Here is a 16536-nt window from a genome sequence, read left to right on the forward strand (position 1 = left end):
AGGGAGCCTGCCGTACCCCCCGAACGGCAGGCTCCCTGCTTTTGTGCGCTCGGATCCGGCGCCGGGCCCGGCACAGACGGTCAGGTAGTCGGCACCTGCGCGCCGCGCGCTTCCTCTGCCGCGCGGCGACGCAGCTCGATGGTCTCGCCGAGCATCCTGGCCAATTGTGGATTGCTCTGCACCACGGGCCTGATGGTCCGGCGCGGAATGGCCAGCAGGGTGGTGTCGCGCAGCGCGACCGCGCCGGTGAGGACCGGTTGGCGTGTCAGCGCGGTGGTGCCGATGAAGTCGCCGACGTCGAGTCGACCGGCGGGAACCTGGGCCCCACTGTCGGTGACCACGGTCAGCGCCAGTTCCCCGGCGACAATGAACGCCAGCGCCTCGGGTACGGATCCGGGCTGTTGGACCATCTCCCCCTGGCAATACATCAGAAGACGACTGTCGGCGATCATGCCGGCAACAGTGTCCTCGTCCAGGCCCAGCGCTGATGCGATTCGCCGTGGTTGGGTGGCGGTGTGCGCCGTGTCGTCGCCGAATCCGCCCTCGGCCTCATCGAGGTGCAATCCGGCGCGCCGCGACGCGTACCAGCTTCGTTGCAGCAGTGAGTTTTTCGTCGAGCCATCGTCGGCGGGCGAGCCGATCGGCACCGACACCTGGTACTCACCTCCCCCCTTGGCGGAGACCCGCGAGTCAACGCCGGGGAGCTTGGTGGGCAGGGCATCGGCAACGGCCTTGAGGGTGTCGACGACGGAGCCCGGCCGGTCATCGGCGGCGAATGCCAGCGTCACCGTCGTATAGAACGCGGCCCCGTGCACGCGACTCAGATTGGTGAACGACGCGCCGGCCAGCGTTGCGTTCGGCACGATCTGGATACCGTTGCCGGTGTCGATATGGATGGAGCGCCAATTGACCTCCAGGACACGACCTTTACCCGATGGGGTGTCCAGCCAGTCGCCGATACGAAAGGGCTGCTCGAAGAGCAGGAACAGACCCGCGATGACCGGTCCGACCGCCGTCTGCACCGCGAGGCCGATGACGATCGACGTCACACCGACCGCTGCGAAAAGGCCGCCGATATCGGTTCCCCACACCCAGGAGAACAGGATTCCCAGTCCGATGGCGATGACGATGAGCCGGCCGAGATCGATGAATATCGAGGGCAGCCGTTCCCGCCAACTACCTGCGCGGGCATTCCCGAACAGTGCCGCGTTGGCCCCGGACAGAGCGAACAGGATGACCAGGAAACCGAACATCGTCGCGGCGAGCCGGGGCCAGGTCGCTTCGGCGTCGGCGTCGTTGAGCTGATCGACCAGGATGAGCAGCGCCAGCGCCGGCAGCACCGCGTTGCGCAGCAGCGCGACCGGGCGCGCATAACTGCTCTGCCGACGGGTCAGATACTGCTGCACCTCGTTGAGGATGAGCAGCGCCACCGGAAGTGCGACCGTGATGATCGTGGTCGGCCAGAACCACGGTTGCGAGATCAGCGCGTTCACCGGGTCACCCGGTCCGGAATGCGCAGGGCCCAGACGGTTTCGGTGCCTTCACCAGTGGTCACCGTGCCGGCGCGTTCGAATGTATGAAAGGCGTCGAGGCTGGTGTGTACCCGGTCGCTGACGAAGATGCCGGGTCGATCAGCCGCGGCGTGTACACGGTGAGCGAGGTCTACCGCTTCACCCCACAGGTCATAGATCCTCGTTCGTTGGCCTATCAGGCCGCTGGACACCGGGCCGCTGTCGATGCCGACCCGCACCGTCAGCCCCGCGCCGTGCTGCTTGTTGAACAGCTCGATCACCTCGACGAGTTCGATCGCGAAAGCCACGGTCCGGCCGGCGTGGTCGACGCGCGGAGTGACCAGGCCGCAGGTGGCCAGAAATCCGTTGTGCAGGCCACGTACCCGTTCGATGCCGTGATGTTCGGCTGCGGCATCGAACGACTCGACCAGGGTATTGAGCAACCGCACCGATTCATCGGACGCCAGCGACCGGCTGAAATCCCGGTAGTTCAACAACTCCGCGTAGATGACCGAAACGTCACGGTGATCGCTGCTGATCGTCTGCTCACCCCCGCGGTACCGACGGGCAACCGACTCTGGCATCAACGACGCCAGAAGTTCGTCGTTCTCCCGGCGTTGTTCGTCGATCAGTGCCTGCTTCGTTTGCAGGCTGTCACTCATGTTGTTGAAATCCACTGCCAGATCGCCGAACTCATCATGGGTCGTGACCGGCACGCTGACTCCGAGCTCACCACCGGTCACTCGGCGCACGGCCGAAGCCAACCGCGTCAACGGACGTGTCAACAACCGGCTGAGGAACAGGGCCACGATGCAGACCACCAGCACGATGGCCGCGGTCGACAGCGCGATGTTGCGGGCGAACGTGTTGACCGGAGCCAACGCCTCGTTCTCGTCGATTTTGGCAATCAACACCCAATCGAGCCCCGGAATGTCCAGCGGCATGTAGGCCACCAGCGATGTCGGACCGATGTAGTCGTTATCGGTGACCACACCGGATTCACCGGATAACGCCCTGTTGACCGCCACCGTGTCGACGGGCTGTAAGAGCACGCTTCCGTTGACCGCCACCTCGCGTTCGGCCACATCCAAGGGGGTGCCGTTGGCGACCACCGCGTCGACAAAGCCCTCGGGATTGGTGATCAGCTCACGGGAGGCCGACCGCATCAAGGTGTCGGAGCCGGCAAGGTAGGTCTCGCCGGTCGCCCCCAGACCGTCCTGCTCCCAGCCGTTGCCCCCGGTCATCACATTGTTGATCCCGTCGAGCGACAACTGCAGGGCAAGAACTCCCACGATGCTGCCGCCGCTGCCGATCGGAGACAACACCCACGGTGTCGGCTTGTCATAGGAGGGCGGGTACCGCTCGAAATCAGTGACGAAGGTCTGGTCGACCGAGGTGGCTTGCAGCGCTTCGCGGTAACTGTCGGCCAACAGCGATGTCCGGTACGGCCCGGTGAAGAGATTGGTTCCGAGGTCCGCACCCTTGTAGGTGGTGTAGACGGCATTGCCATTGGTATCCAGCACCAACGCATCCTCGAAGCCGAACCTGGTGGTCAGATCTGCGAAGAAGCCCTGATAGCGGGCATTGACCGCCGACCAGGCACTGGGATCACCGGCTGTCCGCACCGCAATGGATTTCTCGAAGTCGCCGCCGGCCGGCACCGTGTACGCATTCTGCAGGTAGACCGCGGCGTTACCCACGGGCTCGAACAACGTCGGGTCTGCCGGCTCACCGGTGCGTTCGCTCAACGCCGGCGCAAAGACCGTCTCGTAGTACTTCGCCACCGCGGCCTCGGCACCCGGTGGCGGCGCAGTGGATTCGAGTTCGGCAAAAGCCGCACTGAAATCCCGGACCGCGTTCACCGTCGTCGTCCCGTGCGTGACGATCGAGGCAGCATTGGCGACCGTTTGGTAATAGCTGGTGATTTCGCGCGCCCGGGACTCTCGTAGCTGCGTCATTCTCTCGAATTCGGCGTTGCGCAACGAATCCGTACCGGACACATATCCGATCGCACCGGCAACGAGCACGGACAAGACACTGACCACCAGCAATACGATCAGCAATTTGGATTGAATTCCCAACGACCGGCGCGGCCCACCGGGACGGGCGAAACGGGATGCCACAAGCGACCTCTTCCATCTGTCCATTCGGAATACAAAGCCAAGCCGCAACGATTGCGCCACCGCACCACCGATTACGTGCTCAAGATAGGCCGCGCCGGCGCAGAAGGCGGCAGCCTTGCCCTAAATCCATCCAAATCTGCGTGACCTGACCGCACAGGACACTTGGCCCGGCAGGTGTCCCAATGCCTTATTGATGTCCGGCGGCGATTCGCGACGATTCACCGGCACCGCCGCCATACAGTTCAGGCATGTCAGCCGACGACCCGGGCCCACCGCCGACTCTGCACGTGCAGCACCGCGTAGATCCCGGCGCGCTGGCCTTGGCCACGGTCGGCGGAGCTGTCGCCTTCATCTTCGCCGGCGAGGACTGGGACGTCCTGGCCGTCGTCATCGGCCTCATGCTGCTGCTCATCCTGCTCGCCCACCATCACGCCGCGCCGACCAACGGGAGCCCGCGCTCCTATCTGCTGCGCGGAGCCTTCGGCGCCACAACGGGTCTCGCGTTCGGCATCGCGGTCGCCCCGGCGATCGAATACGGCATCATCACGCCGTTCTTCCACACCGAGGATGACGAGGGCTTCTCGATGGACGCGTGGAACACCACGGTCGCACTATCCGGGGTGTGGCTCGTCTCAGCGACACTGCTGGCGGTGTTCGAGCCGCGGATTGCGCGCTGGCTGGATCGGGTCCGGTAGGCGGCAGGCCATGAAGGAATTCGGCTCCCGCCGACGCAGCCAGCCCGCGCCACCGTGGGCGTTGTTCGAGGATCTGTGCGACCCGCATCGCCAACCGGCGCGTGACGCCGATCAGCCTGCCGTGTCCACCCGCGCCTCGTTGCGTCGGTCGCTGCGCTGAACGAACCACCAGAGCACCACGCCCGCTGCCAGAATCGACAGGGCGATGCCGAGTTCGAGTACGCCGCCGTACCCGGTCACCGAGAACCCTGTGGCTCCGACGACCAGCATGACGGTCAGCAGAATCGCAAGGCCCACCGATATCGGCACGAAGACCCGTGGCAGACGGATGGGACGCGGCGCGGCGGGCCGGTCCCTGCGCAGCAGCGCGAAGCCGGCCACGGCCAGCACGTGCGCCAGGATGTAGCCAAGGTTGCCGGTGACGATGATCGCCAGCGGTTGTTGGAGCACGACCAGCAGCACGATGTTGAGCACCAGCATGACGTTCAGCGCGCGAATGGGCACACCGCGGCGGTTGAGCTTGCCCATGGAGCGCACGGTGATGCCCTCCTTGCCCATGTTGAACAAGACGCGCGAGGCATCGGCGACAGATGTCAGCATCACCAACACCAGGGAGGCGATGAGACACAACACCATGACGTCCGCGCCGGCACCGGTCAACTGCGAGAAGCTGGCCACGAAGAAGGTGGACGGGTCCGCCGCGATCGCCTCCTCGCCGGCGAAACCGCCGAGGGTCAGCGGGACGAGGAAGAACACACCCAGGCAGAACAGCGCCGACGCACGGATCGCCCGTGAGGTGTCCCGGACCGGATCGCGATACTCGGAAGCGAAGGTCGCGCAGACCTCGATGCCCAGCGTCGTCCACGCCATCACATACAGCCAGACGATCGCGGTGTGCAGACCCTCCAGGCCGTGCAGGTTCCACGTCAGGTCCATCGGCGCCCAGTCGGCGTTGAAGAGCGGGAAGAAAATGAACACGGCAAGCGGGATCATCAGGATCGCTGCGGTCACATAGACGAACGCCATGGTGACCCGCACGCCGATGACGTTGATGCCATACAGCACGAAGATGACGATCAGTCCGATGAGAATCGGGAAGCTGAAGTGCAGCGGACCCAGATCAAAGGTCCACTGTTGGTCGGGGAACCACTGGGATTGCACCAGCAGACCGGTGAAGGAACCGTAAGTCGCCAGGTTGGATCCCCATGGCAGCCAATACCCGACCCCGGCCAGCGGCGCGAACCAGGGCACTCGCTTCTTCCATGCTTCGGCCGCGTAGCCGGAGATGCCGCCCGAGGCGTTGGGGAACATCGCCGCCAACTCGATATAGATCCAGTTGACGGCCAGCGATATCGCCATCGAGATGGCCCACAGCACCGCAGCGCCCCAGCCGCCGAGCCCGGCGATCGAGGCACCCAGGGTGGCGACCAGCGCGGCGGGCATCGTCATCGCCATCGCGAAGCCGTCGAACCAGCGCATCTTCCGAGGGAGCACCTCGTCCACTGAATGTAGTTCTGCAGCTTGATCAAATGTCATTGGGGGTACCTCCGCTTGGTATTTGGGTGTCAGATCGGTTCGGCAGAAACGTGATTCAGGATGGCCGGAAGGACGCGTGCGCCGCCCTCGGCGCGTGTTTGACCATGATGTGGCGGGCAACGGTGTATTCGGCGACAGCGGACTGACTCATGTCCTTGCCGAACCCACTTGCCTTGACGCCGCCGTGTGGCGCCTCGGACGCGATCGGCAGGTGGTCGTTGACCCACGTCACGCCGGCCTCGATCGCGTGCGCGGTGCGAAGTGCGCGCGCCACATCGGTGGTCCACACCGAGGACGCCAGGCCGTACCGACAGTCGTTGGCCAGCCGAATCGCTTCTTCCTCATCGCCGAACGGCAGCACCACCAGCACCGGCCCGAAGACTTCGTCCTGCACGATCTCGGATGTCTGTGGCGCCCCGGTGATCAGCGTCGGCGGATAGAAGGCGCCGGGGCCCTCCGGCAGCACACCGCCGGTGTGCACTGTGGCCCCCGCCGCCACCGCACGTTGGACGAAACCGTGAACCCGCGCACGGTGCTCGACGCTGATCAGTGGACCGATGTCGGTGGACGCCTGGTGTGGATCACCGACCCGGATCGCACCGAAGGCCGCGATGAGGCGTTCGACGAGTGCGTCGATGATCGACTCGTGTGCGTACACGCGGGTCGCTGCGGTGCAGTCCTGGCCCGAGTTGTAGGTCGCGCCCATCGCGATACCGTGCGCCGCGTCGTCGAGATGGGCGTCCTCGAACACCAGACACGGCGCCTTGCCACCGAGTTCGAGATGAACCCGCGCACCGCGCATCGCCGCTGTCGACATCACCTGGCGTCCGGCGCGGGTGGATCCGGTGATGGAGACGAGGTGTACGCGGTCGTCGGAGACCAATGCCTCGCCGACGGCCTGGTCACCGGTCACCACTTCCAGAACGCCTGGTGGAATGCCGGCCTCGATCGCCAGTTCGGCGATGTAGAGCGTGCTCGACGGGGTCGAGGGCGCCGGCTTGACGACGATCGTGTTGCCCGCAGCCAGCGCGGGCCCGATCTTCCACAGCCCCATGATCATCGGGAAATTCCATGGGGCGATGCCCACCACGGGCCCCACGGGCCGCCGCACGATCATCGAGGTGTAGCCCTCGCTGAGCAGGCCGGCTCCGGTCTCCTCCAGGGACCGGCCCGCTCCTGCGAAGAATCGCAGATTGTCGGTGCCGAAGGGAAGTTCACCGTCGCGAAAGACCGCTTCCGGCTTGCCCGTTTCGGCGACCTCCAGGGCGGTGATCTCGGTGGCGTGGGCATCGATCAGGTCGGCCCAGCGCAGCAATGACCGCGCTCGCTCGCCGGCGGTCCGGCGAGACCACCCGGGGAAGGCTTCGGCCGCGGCGGTGACGGCACGCCGGGCGTCCTCGATCGACGCCTCGGAGATGTCCGCCGTCGGTTGCCCTGTCGACGGGTCGACGAGGGTGCGTTCGCCTCCGGAGCCGGCGACCCGAACACCGCGATGGAAAAGCCCTGCGGTCATGCGCATACTCCTCTAGCTGTTGAAGCCCACACCGAAGCGGTCCATGGTGCGCAAAAGCACTCCCCTACGGCCTGTTTCGTCTTCCCGAGCCAGGGCGGCGCGGGTCACCTCGACCGCGGGCCAGCGCAACGGCTCGGGCGGGAACGGCACAGCGCGACTGGTGACGGCCCGCAGGCTGGTGCGTTCGGTCTCCCGCCCGGTCAGCAGGTCCAGGGCCACTCGCGCACCGAAGCGCGTCGATGCCACCCCGAGGCCGGTGAATCCGACCGCGTAGGCCAGGCGCCCGCCGAAGGCCGTTCCGAAGATCGGTGTGAACCTGCTCGTGGTGTCGATGACGCCACCCCAGCGGTGGGTGAACGGCAGATCTTCCAGTTGCGGGAAAGTCTGGCGAAAGTGCCGTGCCAGCAGTCGGTGTGATCGGTCGCGCAGTTCGAGTTCGGGCGCGATGGCGTTGCCGTAGTGGTAGATCGCGTCATAGCCTCCCCACACGATGCGGTCGTCGCGGGTGCGGCGGAAGTAGTGGAACTGATTGCCGGCATCGGTGAGGCCCTGGTTCTGCGTCCAGCCGATCGAGTCCAGCTGACCGGCGGTCAGCGGTGCCGTCGCCAGTACATAGTCGTAGACCGGGAGGATCCAGAACTTCAGCCGCCGCAGCAGGGGCGGATAAGCGTTGGACGCGAGCACGACGTGGGAGGTGTCGACCTCGCCGTGTGTGCTGCGCACCGTCAGGTTGCCGCCGGACCGGGTGATCCCGGCGGCCGGCGATCCTTCGAAGATGACGGCACCCAATTCTCCTGCGATGCGGCGCAATCCGAGCACAAGCGCCATCGGCTCCACCAGTCCGCCGCTGTGGATCCGCAACCCGCCGTGGAAGGCGGCCGAGTGGATATCGGCACGAACCTGATCACGGTCGAGAAACTCGATGTTCTCGCCGAAACGGGCGTACACCGGCGCGGCGCGTCGCAGCGCCTCGACCTCGTGCGGAGTTCTGGCCAGCGTGGTCTTTCCGACCAAGCGCAGATCGGCGTCGACGTCGTTGCGCTGCAGAATATCTGAGATCTGCTCGACGTTCTGGCGGCCCTGGCGCTGCAGCTCGTCGAGTTCGTCCGGCCACGTCGCCATCCCGTGGGCGATGCCGTGCGTCAGCGACTCGGAGACGAAGCCGCCGTTTCGCCCGGATGCCGCCGCACCCACCCACGACTGTTCGAGAATGACGACCCGGCGGCCCGGGTCCGCGGTGAGAGCTTCGATCGCCGCCCACAGACCGGTGTAACCCGCACCCACGACGACGAGGTCGGCGGCGACCCGGCCGCGTAGCGGCTGGGTCTGCGGTCCGGTGCGCGCGCCCTCCCACCACACGGGACGGGGTTCCACGTCACGCAACTCGTCGGTCGTTCTCAAGCCTTGCTCCGTTGTCGATCGGTGCCAGCCATCGCGATTCGGTCGATGGCAGCACGATAGTTGCATCGCTGTTCAGAGAACACAAGACCAGAATTAGCATGTCAACAGGGTTAAGAATGTAAAACCTGAGTATCTGTTCAAGAAATACTTCCCGGATGGCAACTTTTCTGGCACCGTGACACACGACATACTTGGTGGGAATCGTCCGATGGGAGGGGCCCGGTGGCGGTGAGCCGCACGGAACGACGCGCGAAGCTGCTGCACGCTGCCCAGCGCGCGGTGATGAAGCACGGCGCCGACGTCCAGCTCAATCAGGTCGCGGCCGAGGCCGGGCTCACCTCGGGCGCCGTGCTCTACCACTTTCCCGACGTGCAGACACTCCTCGTGGAGGCCAACAGGGCGGGGATGGAGCGGTTCTACGATGACCGCCTCCGCCGGATCGAGGGTATCGGCGAACCCGACCGCCGACTGGTGCTCACCATCGAGTCCGGTCTGCCCGTCGACTCCGACGACCCGGCAGTCAAGCTGCTGTGTGAACTGGGCGGGGCCGCCGGCCGCTACCCGACCTACGCGGTGCTGCTCACCGCACTGTTCGACCGGCAGGTGGCGATGTACCAGGTGATCCTGGAATCCGGTGCCGCACAAGGTGTTTTCACGCTGTCCTCACCGTCGCTGACCATTGCCCGCAACATCGTGGCACTCGAGGACGCCTACGGATACCGCATGGTCGCCCGCCATCCGAGCCTGGACGCCGACGCGTCCACCGAACTGATCCTCGACTACGCGCGGGTGGCCACCGGCCATCCCCTACCCCGCCGCGCCGACGGCGAACGGACCGACTGATGTCCCAGGCGTTGACCATCATGTTCTGGCCGGAGTCCGCCTACGGACCCACCAATCAATGCATCGGCGTCGCAGCCAAGCTCCGCGACCGCGGCCACACCATCGTCTTCGCCGCCGAGTCCTCATGGGCGGGAAAGATCGCCAAGTACGGGTTCATCGAGGAACTCGTCGATCTGGCGGCGCCCGTCGAGGGCGCCGAAGACGGTGACGCCGGCCAGTTCTGGACCGACTTCATCGCCGAGACGGCACCGGAATTCGCCAAACCGACCTCGGACCAGCTGGCGACCTTCATCGGCCCCACCTACCAGGCGCTCATCGACGGCGCCAAGTACTGCGAACCACGGTTGCGCGAGATCATCGACAAGCACCAACCCGACGTCATCGTCGAAGACAACGTGGTCCTCTTTCCCGCGCTGTCGACCGCGGGTACGCCGTTCGTGCGGTTCATCTCGTGCAGCCCGCTGGAAGTACCCGGACCCGATGTCCCGCCGCCGTTTTCGGGATTGCCCAGCGATGACCGATCCGAATGGGCGGCCTACCGCGCCGAATTCGACCGTGCCCTGCGACCGATGTGGGAGGACTTCGACGCCTGGGTGCGCGCACAGGGCGGCGCCCCGCTGCCCGATCTGGAGTTCATGCCGCGCGACAACGCGGCCACCATCTACATCTATCCGGCCGAGGCGGACTACGTCGACAGACGACCCCTCGACGCGTCGTGGACGCGGGTGGACTCCAGCATCCGCGAGACCGATGAGGACTACGAACTACCCGCCGAAATGGCCGACCGCCCGGACGACAGCGCACTGGTCTATCTGTCGCTGGGTTCGCTCGGCGCAGCGGATGTGTCGCTGATGCAGCGGCTGGTCGACATCCTCGGCACCACCCGGCACCGCTTCATCGTCAGCAAGGGTCCACAGGCGGACAAGATCACGCTGGCCGCCAACATGGTCGGCGCGCAGATGCTGCCGCAGACCAGGATCATCCCACTGGTGGACGCCGTGATCTCGCACGGCGGCAACAACACCACGACCGAGGCGCTGCATTTCGGGAAGCCGCTGATCGTGCTCCCGCTGTTCTGGGATCAGTACGAGAATGCCCAGCGCATTGACGAATTGAAGCTGGGCGTGCGGTTGGACACCTACCATTTCGCCGATGCCGAGCTGACCGGTGCCCTGGACCGGGTCCTGGCCGATCAGGAACTGCGCGACAGGGTGTCCGCGATCGGTGCGGCCGTTCGCGAGCGTGACGGCCTCAGCGTGGCCGCCGACGTCATCGAGCGCGCCGGTGTGTCCCATCTGAGCACCTCCGGCTGATTCGTGCAGTCCGCTGTCGATCTCCTCACACTCGATGAGGGCCACGCGCTGGCGATCATCGAGCTCGACGGATCCTTGTCGGCAGTTCCCGTGGTCGGCACACCGGGCGACTGGCAACGCGCGACGGCAGGCGACGGCACCGCCGACGCGCTGGTCCGCCTGCTCGCACAGGCCCCCGGGCATTCGTCGCACGGCCGGTTTTCGGTGGTGTCGTGGACCGACCGGTACCTGCCGGGCAGCGAACGGCCGATCACCGTCGACCAGACCAACGAGTCGGTCATCGTCGGCGAGCAGGCTGTGGTGAAGTGGGCGACCCACCTGCAGCCCGGGCCGCATCCCGCCCCGGGCAGGCTGGCGGCCCTGACCGCCGCCGGGTTCACGGCCATGCCAACCCCGTGGGGGGTGGTCACCTGGACGCCGGAGCACGGCGATGAAACTCTGGTCGCGACGGTGAACGGTTATCTCCCCGGCGCGGTCGACGGCTGGACCTGGGCGAAGGACCTGTTCATCGACGCGGCCCGCAGCGGTGATCTGACCGCGGTGGCTGCCACGTCGCGCGCCCTGGGCGCCGTGGTCGCCGACCTCCACACGTCGTTGCTCGGAACGTCGAGCCGATCCACATCCCACGACGCACAACGCTGGCGCGACGGTGCGTTCGACACGTTGGCGCAGGCGCGCCTGCTGGCCGGTCCGGCCAATGCGCTGCTGCTCACCGAGCATGCCGAGGACATCGAACGCATCCTGGACGGTCTGTCCGGGCTGGTGGATGTGCCGGTGCTCGATGCACACGGTGACCTGCACGTCGGTCAGGTGCTGCGCGCCGACGATCTGCTGGTCATCACCGACTTCGACGGCAATCCGGTGCTCCCGCCGGCCGAACGCGTCCTGCCCGTCCCGGCTGCCGTCGACCTCGCCGGCATCATGCAGTCGCTGTCACACGTCGCCATCGTCGCCGCCACACGCGGTGAGCTCGAACCCGAGACGCTCACCGAGGTCGACGGGGTGTCGCGGGCGGAGTTGTACGGGGCCTACCTCGACAGGCTGACGCAGGACGGGCACGCAGACCTGCACATCGACAGCGCCCTCGACCCCTTCCGCCTGCAACAGGTGCTCCGCGAGATCGTCTACGCGGGACGCCATCTACCGCGTTGGATGTACGTCCCAGACGCGGCGCTACCCGCCCTTCTCACCGAAATGAGCCGATGAAACCCGACGGATTCGCCACCGATCTCACCCGCAAGCCCGAGGTGCTGACCAAGCTGGGCGGTGCGCTGGCGACCCGGAACCCGTGGGCCGACGCCATTCCCGCCGACGTCAACCGTGTCGTGCTGCTCGGCATGGGCTCGTCGGCCTACGCCGGCGGGGTCGCGGCCGCACGTCTGCGCGCCCGCGGGATCTGTGCGGTCTCCGAGATCGCGTCCACGGAGCTGCTACCCCAGTGGGGGCCGGGCACCCTCGTGGTGGCCACCTCGGCGACCGGCGGATCGATCGAGACCCTCGATGCCCTGGAACGCCTCCATGGTTCGGCGCATACCGTGGCGTTGACCAACACCCCCGGGTCCACCATCACCACGCGCTGCAAAGAGACCGTCGAGTTGTTGGCCGAACCCGAAGTGGGTGGCGTGGCCTGCCGCAGCTACCAGCACACGTTGGCAATGTTGATGGCGCTCGAATGTCACCTCACGGGAACCCGCGCCGACGACCTGGTCACCGCCGTGGAGTCCGCGGCACGCGCGAGCGACTGGCTACTGTCCACCGAAAGCGACTGGCGACCCCCAGTTTCCGACCTGCTGCTCGGGGAGGCGGAGACGCATCTGGTGGCCCCGGCCCACCGTTTCGGCTCTGCCCAGCAGGGCGCCTTGATGTTTCGGGAAGGGCCCCGACGCTCGGCGATCGGCTGCGAGAGCGGCGACTGGAGTCATGTCGATGTGTACCGCACCAAGAACAGCGATCTGCGGATGCTCGTCTTCGCCGGGTCGAAATGGGAAGCCCAGATGGCCGAATGGACCGGGCCGCGCGGCACCACGGTGGTCGGCGTGGGCGGTGACGTGCCCAGTGCCACCCACACGGTGCGTTACCCCGGGGACGATGTCGACGATGTGCGCCTGCTGACCGAGACGCTCATTGCCGAACTGGTCGCGGCCCGGGACTGGCAGGCGGCGGCTCTGCCACCGTCTGAAATCTGACGTCGTGCGCGTGACCATTGGTCACGTCACCCTGCCCACGGCCGTCAGATCAGATCCTCTGGTCTCCCTGATACGCCATATCGCGACCGCGGTGATCAGACCGCACCCCGCGGCCAGGACGACCAAGGGCACGCGCGTAACCCCATCAGCGAGTAGCGCGCTGGCGGCCAGCGGAGTGAACCCCGCCCCCAACAGCGCGGCGAGCTGGTAGCCCATAGAGGCTCCGGTGTAGCGGACTTCAGTTCCGAACATCTCGGACAACAGGGCTCCCAGCGGGGCAAACATCATGGACTGGATCAGCTGAGCGATCACCATCGCCGTGGTCAGATACACGTGGGATCGTGTGTCGACCAACACGTAGAACGGCCACGCGTACAGCATGATGGCGACTGCGCCGGCCAGGATGACCGGCCGGCGGCCCACATGATCAGACAGGGCCGAACATAGCGGGATCGCTACCAGCCCGGTCAACGATGTGAAAATCAGCGCCGTCATCACATCGGTGCGTTCGTAGCCGATCGCGGTCGCATAGCTGATCATGTACGTGCTGATCAACGCCGTCAGTGCGAATGGGCCGATGCCCGCCGCACAGGCAAGGACGAGCGTCCGCGGATTCCGCAGGATGTCGAGAACCGGTAGCCGTGGTCCGCGTTCGGCGACGTCCTTCCTCGCCGCCTCGAACACGGGGCTTTCACTGATCGATATCCGCACATAGATCCCGATCGCCAGCAACAACACACTGACCAGAAAGGGAATACGCCAACCCCAGGACAGAAAGGAGTCGTCGGGAAGCAACGTGATCACCGTGACGACGGCAACCGAAAGCAGGGACCCGATCGGCGACCCCATCTGCATGAGGCCGTTCCAGAACCCGCGTCGGTGCGCCTCGGCGTGTTCGGTCACGATGAGTGTCGCCCCCGCCCACTCCCCTCCGATCGCCACCCCTTGGATGACCCGCAGCACCACCAGCAGGATCGGTGCCGCCACGCCGACCGCAGCGAAGGTGGGCAGTAGACCGATGAGGAAGCTGGCCGTACCCATGAGCACCATCGTGAGTACCAGCATCGATTTGCGCCCCAGGCGATCACCGAAGTGCCCGAACAGAATTCCGCCGACCGGTCTGGCCACGTATCCTGCCGCCAACGTGCCGAATGCGGCGATGGTGGCCACCGCGGGATTGGACTCGGGAAAAAACACCAAGCCGAAAGCCAGCGCGCTCATGGTGCCGTAGACCAAGAAGTCGTAATACTCGATAGCCGTTCCCAGCAAGCTGGACAGCGCCACCCGGCGAAGCCCGGCAGAGCCGGGCGCAACGACATCCCCCATCGACAGTCTCCTGCTAGTTGGCGCTGGGTTGCTGTTCGATGGCGGGTGTCGGTGACACCTCCAGTTGTGCCAGAAAATGATTGCGCTCGGCCTGCCGGCGATAGCTGTGGGTGTCCCGTACGCATTGCGGACACCAATGCCCGCCTCGAAGCACCAGCTTCGGACTACCGTCGAACTCGTGCCCCTCGGCGCACCGCCAACTCAGCGCAGTGGTGACATCGCCGACCACCACCTCCGTGGAGACAAGTTGTCCGCCGCGGAAGTCTGCCACCGAGGCATAGTCGGAGGCATTCCACTCAGCGGTGTCTTTGGTTTCGTCGTAACCGTGATCGAGCCGAGCCGGAACCCGGCTGGGTCGCGGCGGCCAGAAGGTGCTCCAGTCCCCGATCTCGGACCATTGCCGTCGCGATCCGAAGTAGGCATTGACATGCGCCTCGTCATCGGACCTGATGAAGGCCATGGTACCGCGCGGCTTCACCGTCAGCGGTTTGAGAAAGAGGTTCTTGACCACCCACGGCGGCATCTTGCCGGCGATCTTCAACGACGGATTCCCGGCGACCGCACACGCCAGGGCGGCATCGAAGGTTCCCCCTCGGAAAGGCACGAGCCTCTCAAGGTCGTCCGAGTCCGTGTACCACTGACCGTGGAAGTTCTGCGTCGCAAACCAGTTGCGGTCATACCACTTGCGGACATCACGTACACCGATCGCTGCCGTCATCCGGGTCTGGAGCTCCCAGTTCGTCAGCCGCCAGTCGACGCCCCCGCCGATGTTGTAGATGTCGCACCACACCTGCGAAGTCACCTCGTCCTCGCAGAGGTTGGCCACCAAACGCGCGGAGTCCTCGGCCGAAACCCATTCCATCACACCGCCGAAGGGAGAATGTGTCATGATCGGATCACGGATGGCCAGCATGCCGGGATGAAAGATGCCCGTCTGGCGCAGCCAGACCCATTTCTGCAGGCCGGAGTCGACCAGAACCTTCTCGGCCTCGATCTTGCTTTGCCCGTAGCCATCGAAATGCGCGCACCGCAACGGATCTCCGATGCGTCCCCAGTGATGGGGCGGATTGCGATCGCCGGTCTGGGCCACGGTGCCTATGCCGATGACACCGATCGACGACGGGTCTGGTTGGGCGTATACAGCCCGCACAATGTTGCGCATACTACCCACGTTGACCCGCTGGGCCAGTTCGGGATCATCGTCGCCGACAGGCGAAACGATGCCGCCCAGGTGCACGACGAAGTCCGCGCCACGTACGCAGGATTCGACCGCCGCGTAGTCGGTCAGATCGCCGAAGCGCACCTCAAGGTTCGGCATGCCCTCGTAGTCCCGTATCGACGCGGTATCGCCCGGCGTCGGCAACACCAACGCCACGACGTCGAATCTATCGGCGCGGGAACGGAACTCATTCAGCGCAAATCGACCCCAATTGCCTGCCGCACCGGTCAAGAACACCCGGGTGCGCTTCGAAGTCACGGATCCACCCTCGTGTTGCGTTTGGCCGTGAGCTCTTCGGCGGCAAAAACGTCAAGCGATCCCACCGTGGCGCGGTTGTCCTTGATGCGCTCCACCAGTCGCCAGCGTCCGTCCCGGCGCTCCCAGCGATCGTGGTAGTCGCCAAGGGTATGGAACGTCAATTCCGGATTGCTGCGTGAAACATGGAGATCCTGCACATACGCCCGACTGACGGCACGGTCACCATCGACGTCGACGTCGACGAGCACGTTCCCGATCAGGTGTTGGGTAGGGCCACAGTTGTCGAGGAATCCTCGAATCATCTCGATGATGGTGTTGCTGCCCTGCAGCGGACCGGTGCCGAAATCACCGACGGCATCGGCGGACAGAATTTCCGACATCCCATCCCAGTCGTGATAGTCCATTGCACGCGCGAACTGGATCAACGCCCGTTCGATGTCGCGTTCAGCACGGAACTGGTCCATGTGTGCGCCCGTCATCCGATACTCCTCACGACACTTGTCGGTTTACCCGGTGTCCTTATCGGCAATTTTGGGTGAGCCTGCGGCGGCGTGGGCGGCAATTGTCCGCTGGACGGAACAACGATGAGCCGCGACGGTCCCTCCCCCATAG

13 protein-coding genes are annotated in these 16536 nt (G+C 65.5%); 5 read left to right on the forward strand and 8 right to left on the reverse strand.

Features of this window, described 5'->3' with window-relative positions; all coding sequences use genetic code 11:
- Window positions 1-80 precede the first annotated feature (80 nt).
- Together C6A86_RS15230 and C6A86_RS15235 are read right to left on the reverse strand one after the other, a co-directional pair.
- Window positions 81-1493 carry a mechanosensitive ion channel domain-containing protein gene (locus C6A86_RS15230; protein ID WP_105362680.1) on the reverse strand — a complete coding sequence of 471 codons (1413 nt, stop codon included), beginning with the start codon at window positions 1491-1493 and terminating at the stop codon, window positions 81-83.
- A complete protein-coding gene (locus C6A86_RS15235) occupies window positions 1490-3538 on the reverse strand; it encodes an adenylate/guanylate cyclase domain-containing protein (protein WP_311100725.1) in 2049 nt (682 codons plus the stop codon). Before C6A86_RS15235 ends, C6A86_RS15230 begins: the two co-directional genes overlap by 4 nt.
- A 344-nt stretch (window positions 3539-3882) precedes the next feature.
- On the opposite strand from C6A86_RS15235, the gene C6A86_RS15240 reads away from it, so the two are divergent.
- A complete protein-coding gene (locus C6A86_RS15240; RefSeq protein ID WP_105362678.1) occupies window positions 3883-4329 on the forward strand; it encodes a hypothetical protein in 447 nt (148 codons plus the stop codon).
- Between the two features lie 111 nt (window positions 4330-4440).
- Here C6A86_RS15240 and C6A86_RS15245 read toward each other — a convergent pair whose 3' ends face one another.
- From C6A86_RS15245 to C6A86_RS15255, 3 genes are all read right to left on the reverse strand, one after another.
- The gene (locus C6A86_RS15245; protein ID WP_233212948.1) at window positions 4441-5823 is read right to left on the reverse strand and encodes an APC family permease; all 1383 of its coding nucleotides are present in this window, start codon (window positions 5821-5823) and stop codon (window positions 4441-4443) included.
- A gap of 97 nt (window positions 5824-5920) precedes the next feature.
- Window positions 5921-7378: an aminobutyraldehyde dehydrogenase gene (locus tag C6A86_RS15250; RefSeq protein WP_105362677.1), complete on the reverse strand. Its 1458-nt coding sequence runs from the start codon at window positions 7376-7378 to the stop codon at window positions 5921-5923.
- Window positions 7379-7390: 12 nt separating this feature from the next.
- Window positions 7391-8779 (reverse strand): FAD-binding oxidoreductase, encoded by a 1389-nt coding sequence (locus C6A86_RS15255; RefSeq protein ID WP_233212947.1) that lies wholly within the window; start codon window positions 8777-8779, stop codon window positions 7391-7393.
- 228 nt (window positions 8780-9007) lie between these two features.
- Between C6A86_RS15255 and C6A86_RS15260 the strand changes: the two genes are divergently transcribed.
- Genes C6A86_RS15260 through C6A86_RS15275 form a run of 4 tightly spaced genes read left to right on the forward strand, consistent with a single transcriptional unit; the run spans window position 9008 to window position 13121 of the window.
- On the forward strand, window positions 9008-9622 hold the full coding sequence (locus tag C6A86_RS15260) for a TetR/AcrR family transcriptional regulator (protein ID WP_233212946.1): 615 nt from the start codon (window positions 9008-9010) through the stop codon (window positions 9620-9622).
- Window positions 9622-10935, forward strand: a complete 1314-nt coding sequence (locus C6A86_RS15265; RefSeq protein WP_105362674.1) for a glycosyltransferase — start codon at window positions 9622-9624, stop codon at window positions 10933-10935. Before C6A86_RS15260 ends, C6A86_RS15265 begins: the two co-directional genes overlap by 1 nt.
- A 3-nt stretch (window positions 10936-10938) precedes the next feature.
- On the forward strand, window positions 10939-12141 hold the full coding sequence (locus tag C6A86_RS15270; protein WP_105362673.1) for a glucosamine kinase: 1203 nt from the start codon (window positions 10939-10941) through the stop codon (window positions 12139-12141).
- Window positions 12138-13121 (forward strand): SIS domain-containing protein, encoded by a 984-nt coding sequence (locus C6A86_RS15275; RefSeq protein ID WP_105362672.1) that lies wholly within the window; start codon window positions 12138-12140, stop codon window positions 13119-13121. The genes C6A86_RS15270 and C6A86_RS15275 overlap by 4 nt, the downstream gene beginning before the upstream one ends.
- Before the next feature lie 21 nt (window positions 13122-13142).
- Here C6A86_RS15275 and C6A86_RS15280 read toward each other — a convergent pair whose 3' ends face one another.
- The 3 genes from C6A86_RS15280 to C6A86_RS15290 are packed head-to-tail and all read right to left on the reverse strand — an operon-like array spanning window position 13143 to window position 16403.
- Window positions 13143-14447, reverse strand: a complete 1305-nt coding sequence (locus tag C6A86_RS15280; RefSeq protein ID WP_105362671.1) for an MFS transporter — start codon at window positions 14445-14447, stop codon at window positions 13143-13145.
- 13 nt (window positions 14448-14460) lie between these two features.
- Window positions 14461-15924, reverse strand: a complete 1464-nt coding sequence (locus C6A86_RS15285; protein ID WP_311100728.1) for an NAD(P)H-binding protein — start codon at window positions 15922-15924, stop codon at window positions 14461-14463.
- Complete coding sequence (locus C6A86_RS15290) at window positions 15921-16403, reverse strand: nuclear transport factor 2 family protein (RefSeq protein WP_233212825.1); 483 nt, start codon at window positions 16401-16403, stop codon at window positions 15921-15923. Before C6A86_RS15290 ends, C6A86_RS15285 begins: the two co-directional genes overlap by 4 nt.
- Window positions 16404-16536 lie beyond the last annotated feature (133 nt).

The organism is Mycobacterium sp. ITM-2016-00316, from assembly GCF_002968335.2.
GTDB lineage: Bacteria > Actinomycetota > Actinomycetes > Mycobacteriales > Mycobacteriaceae > Mycobacterium.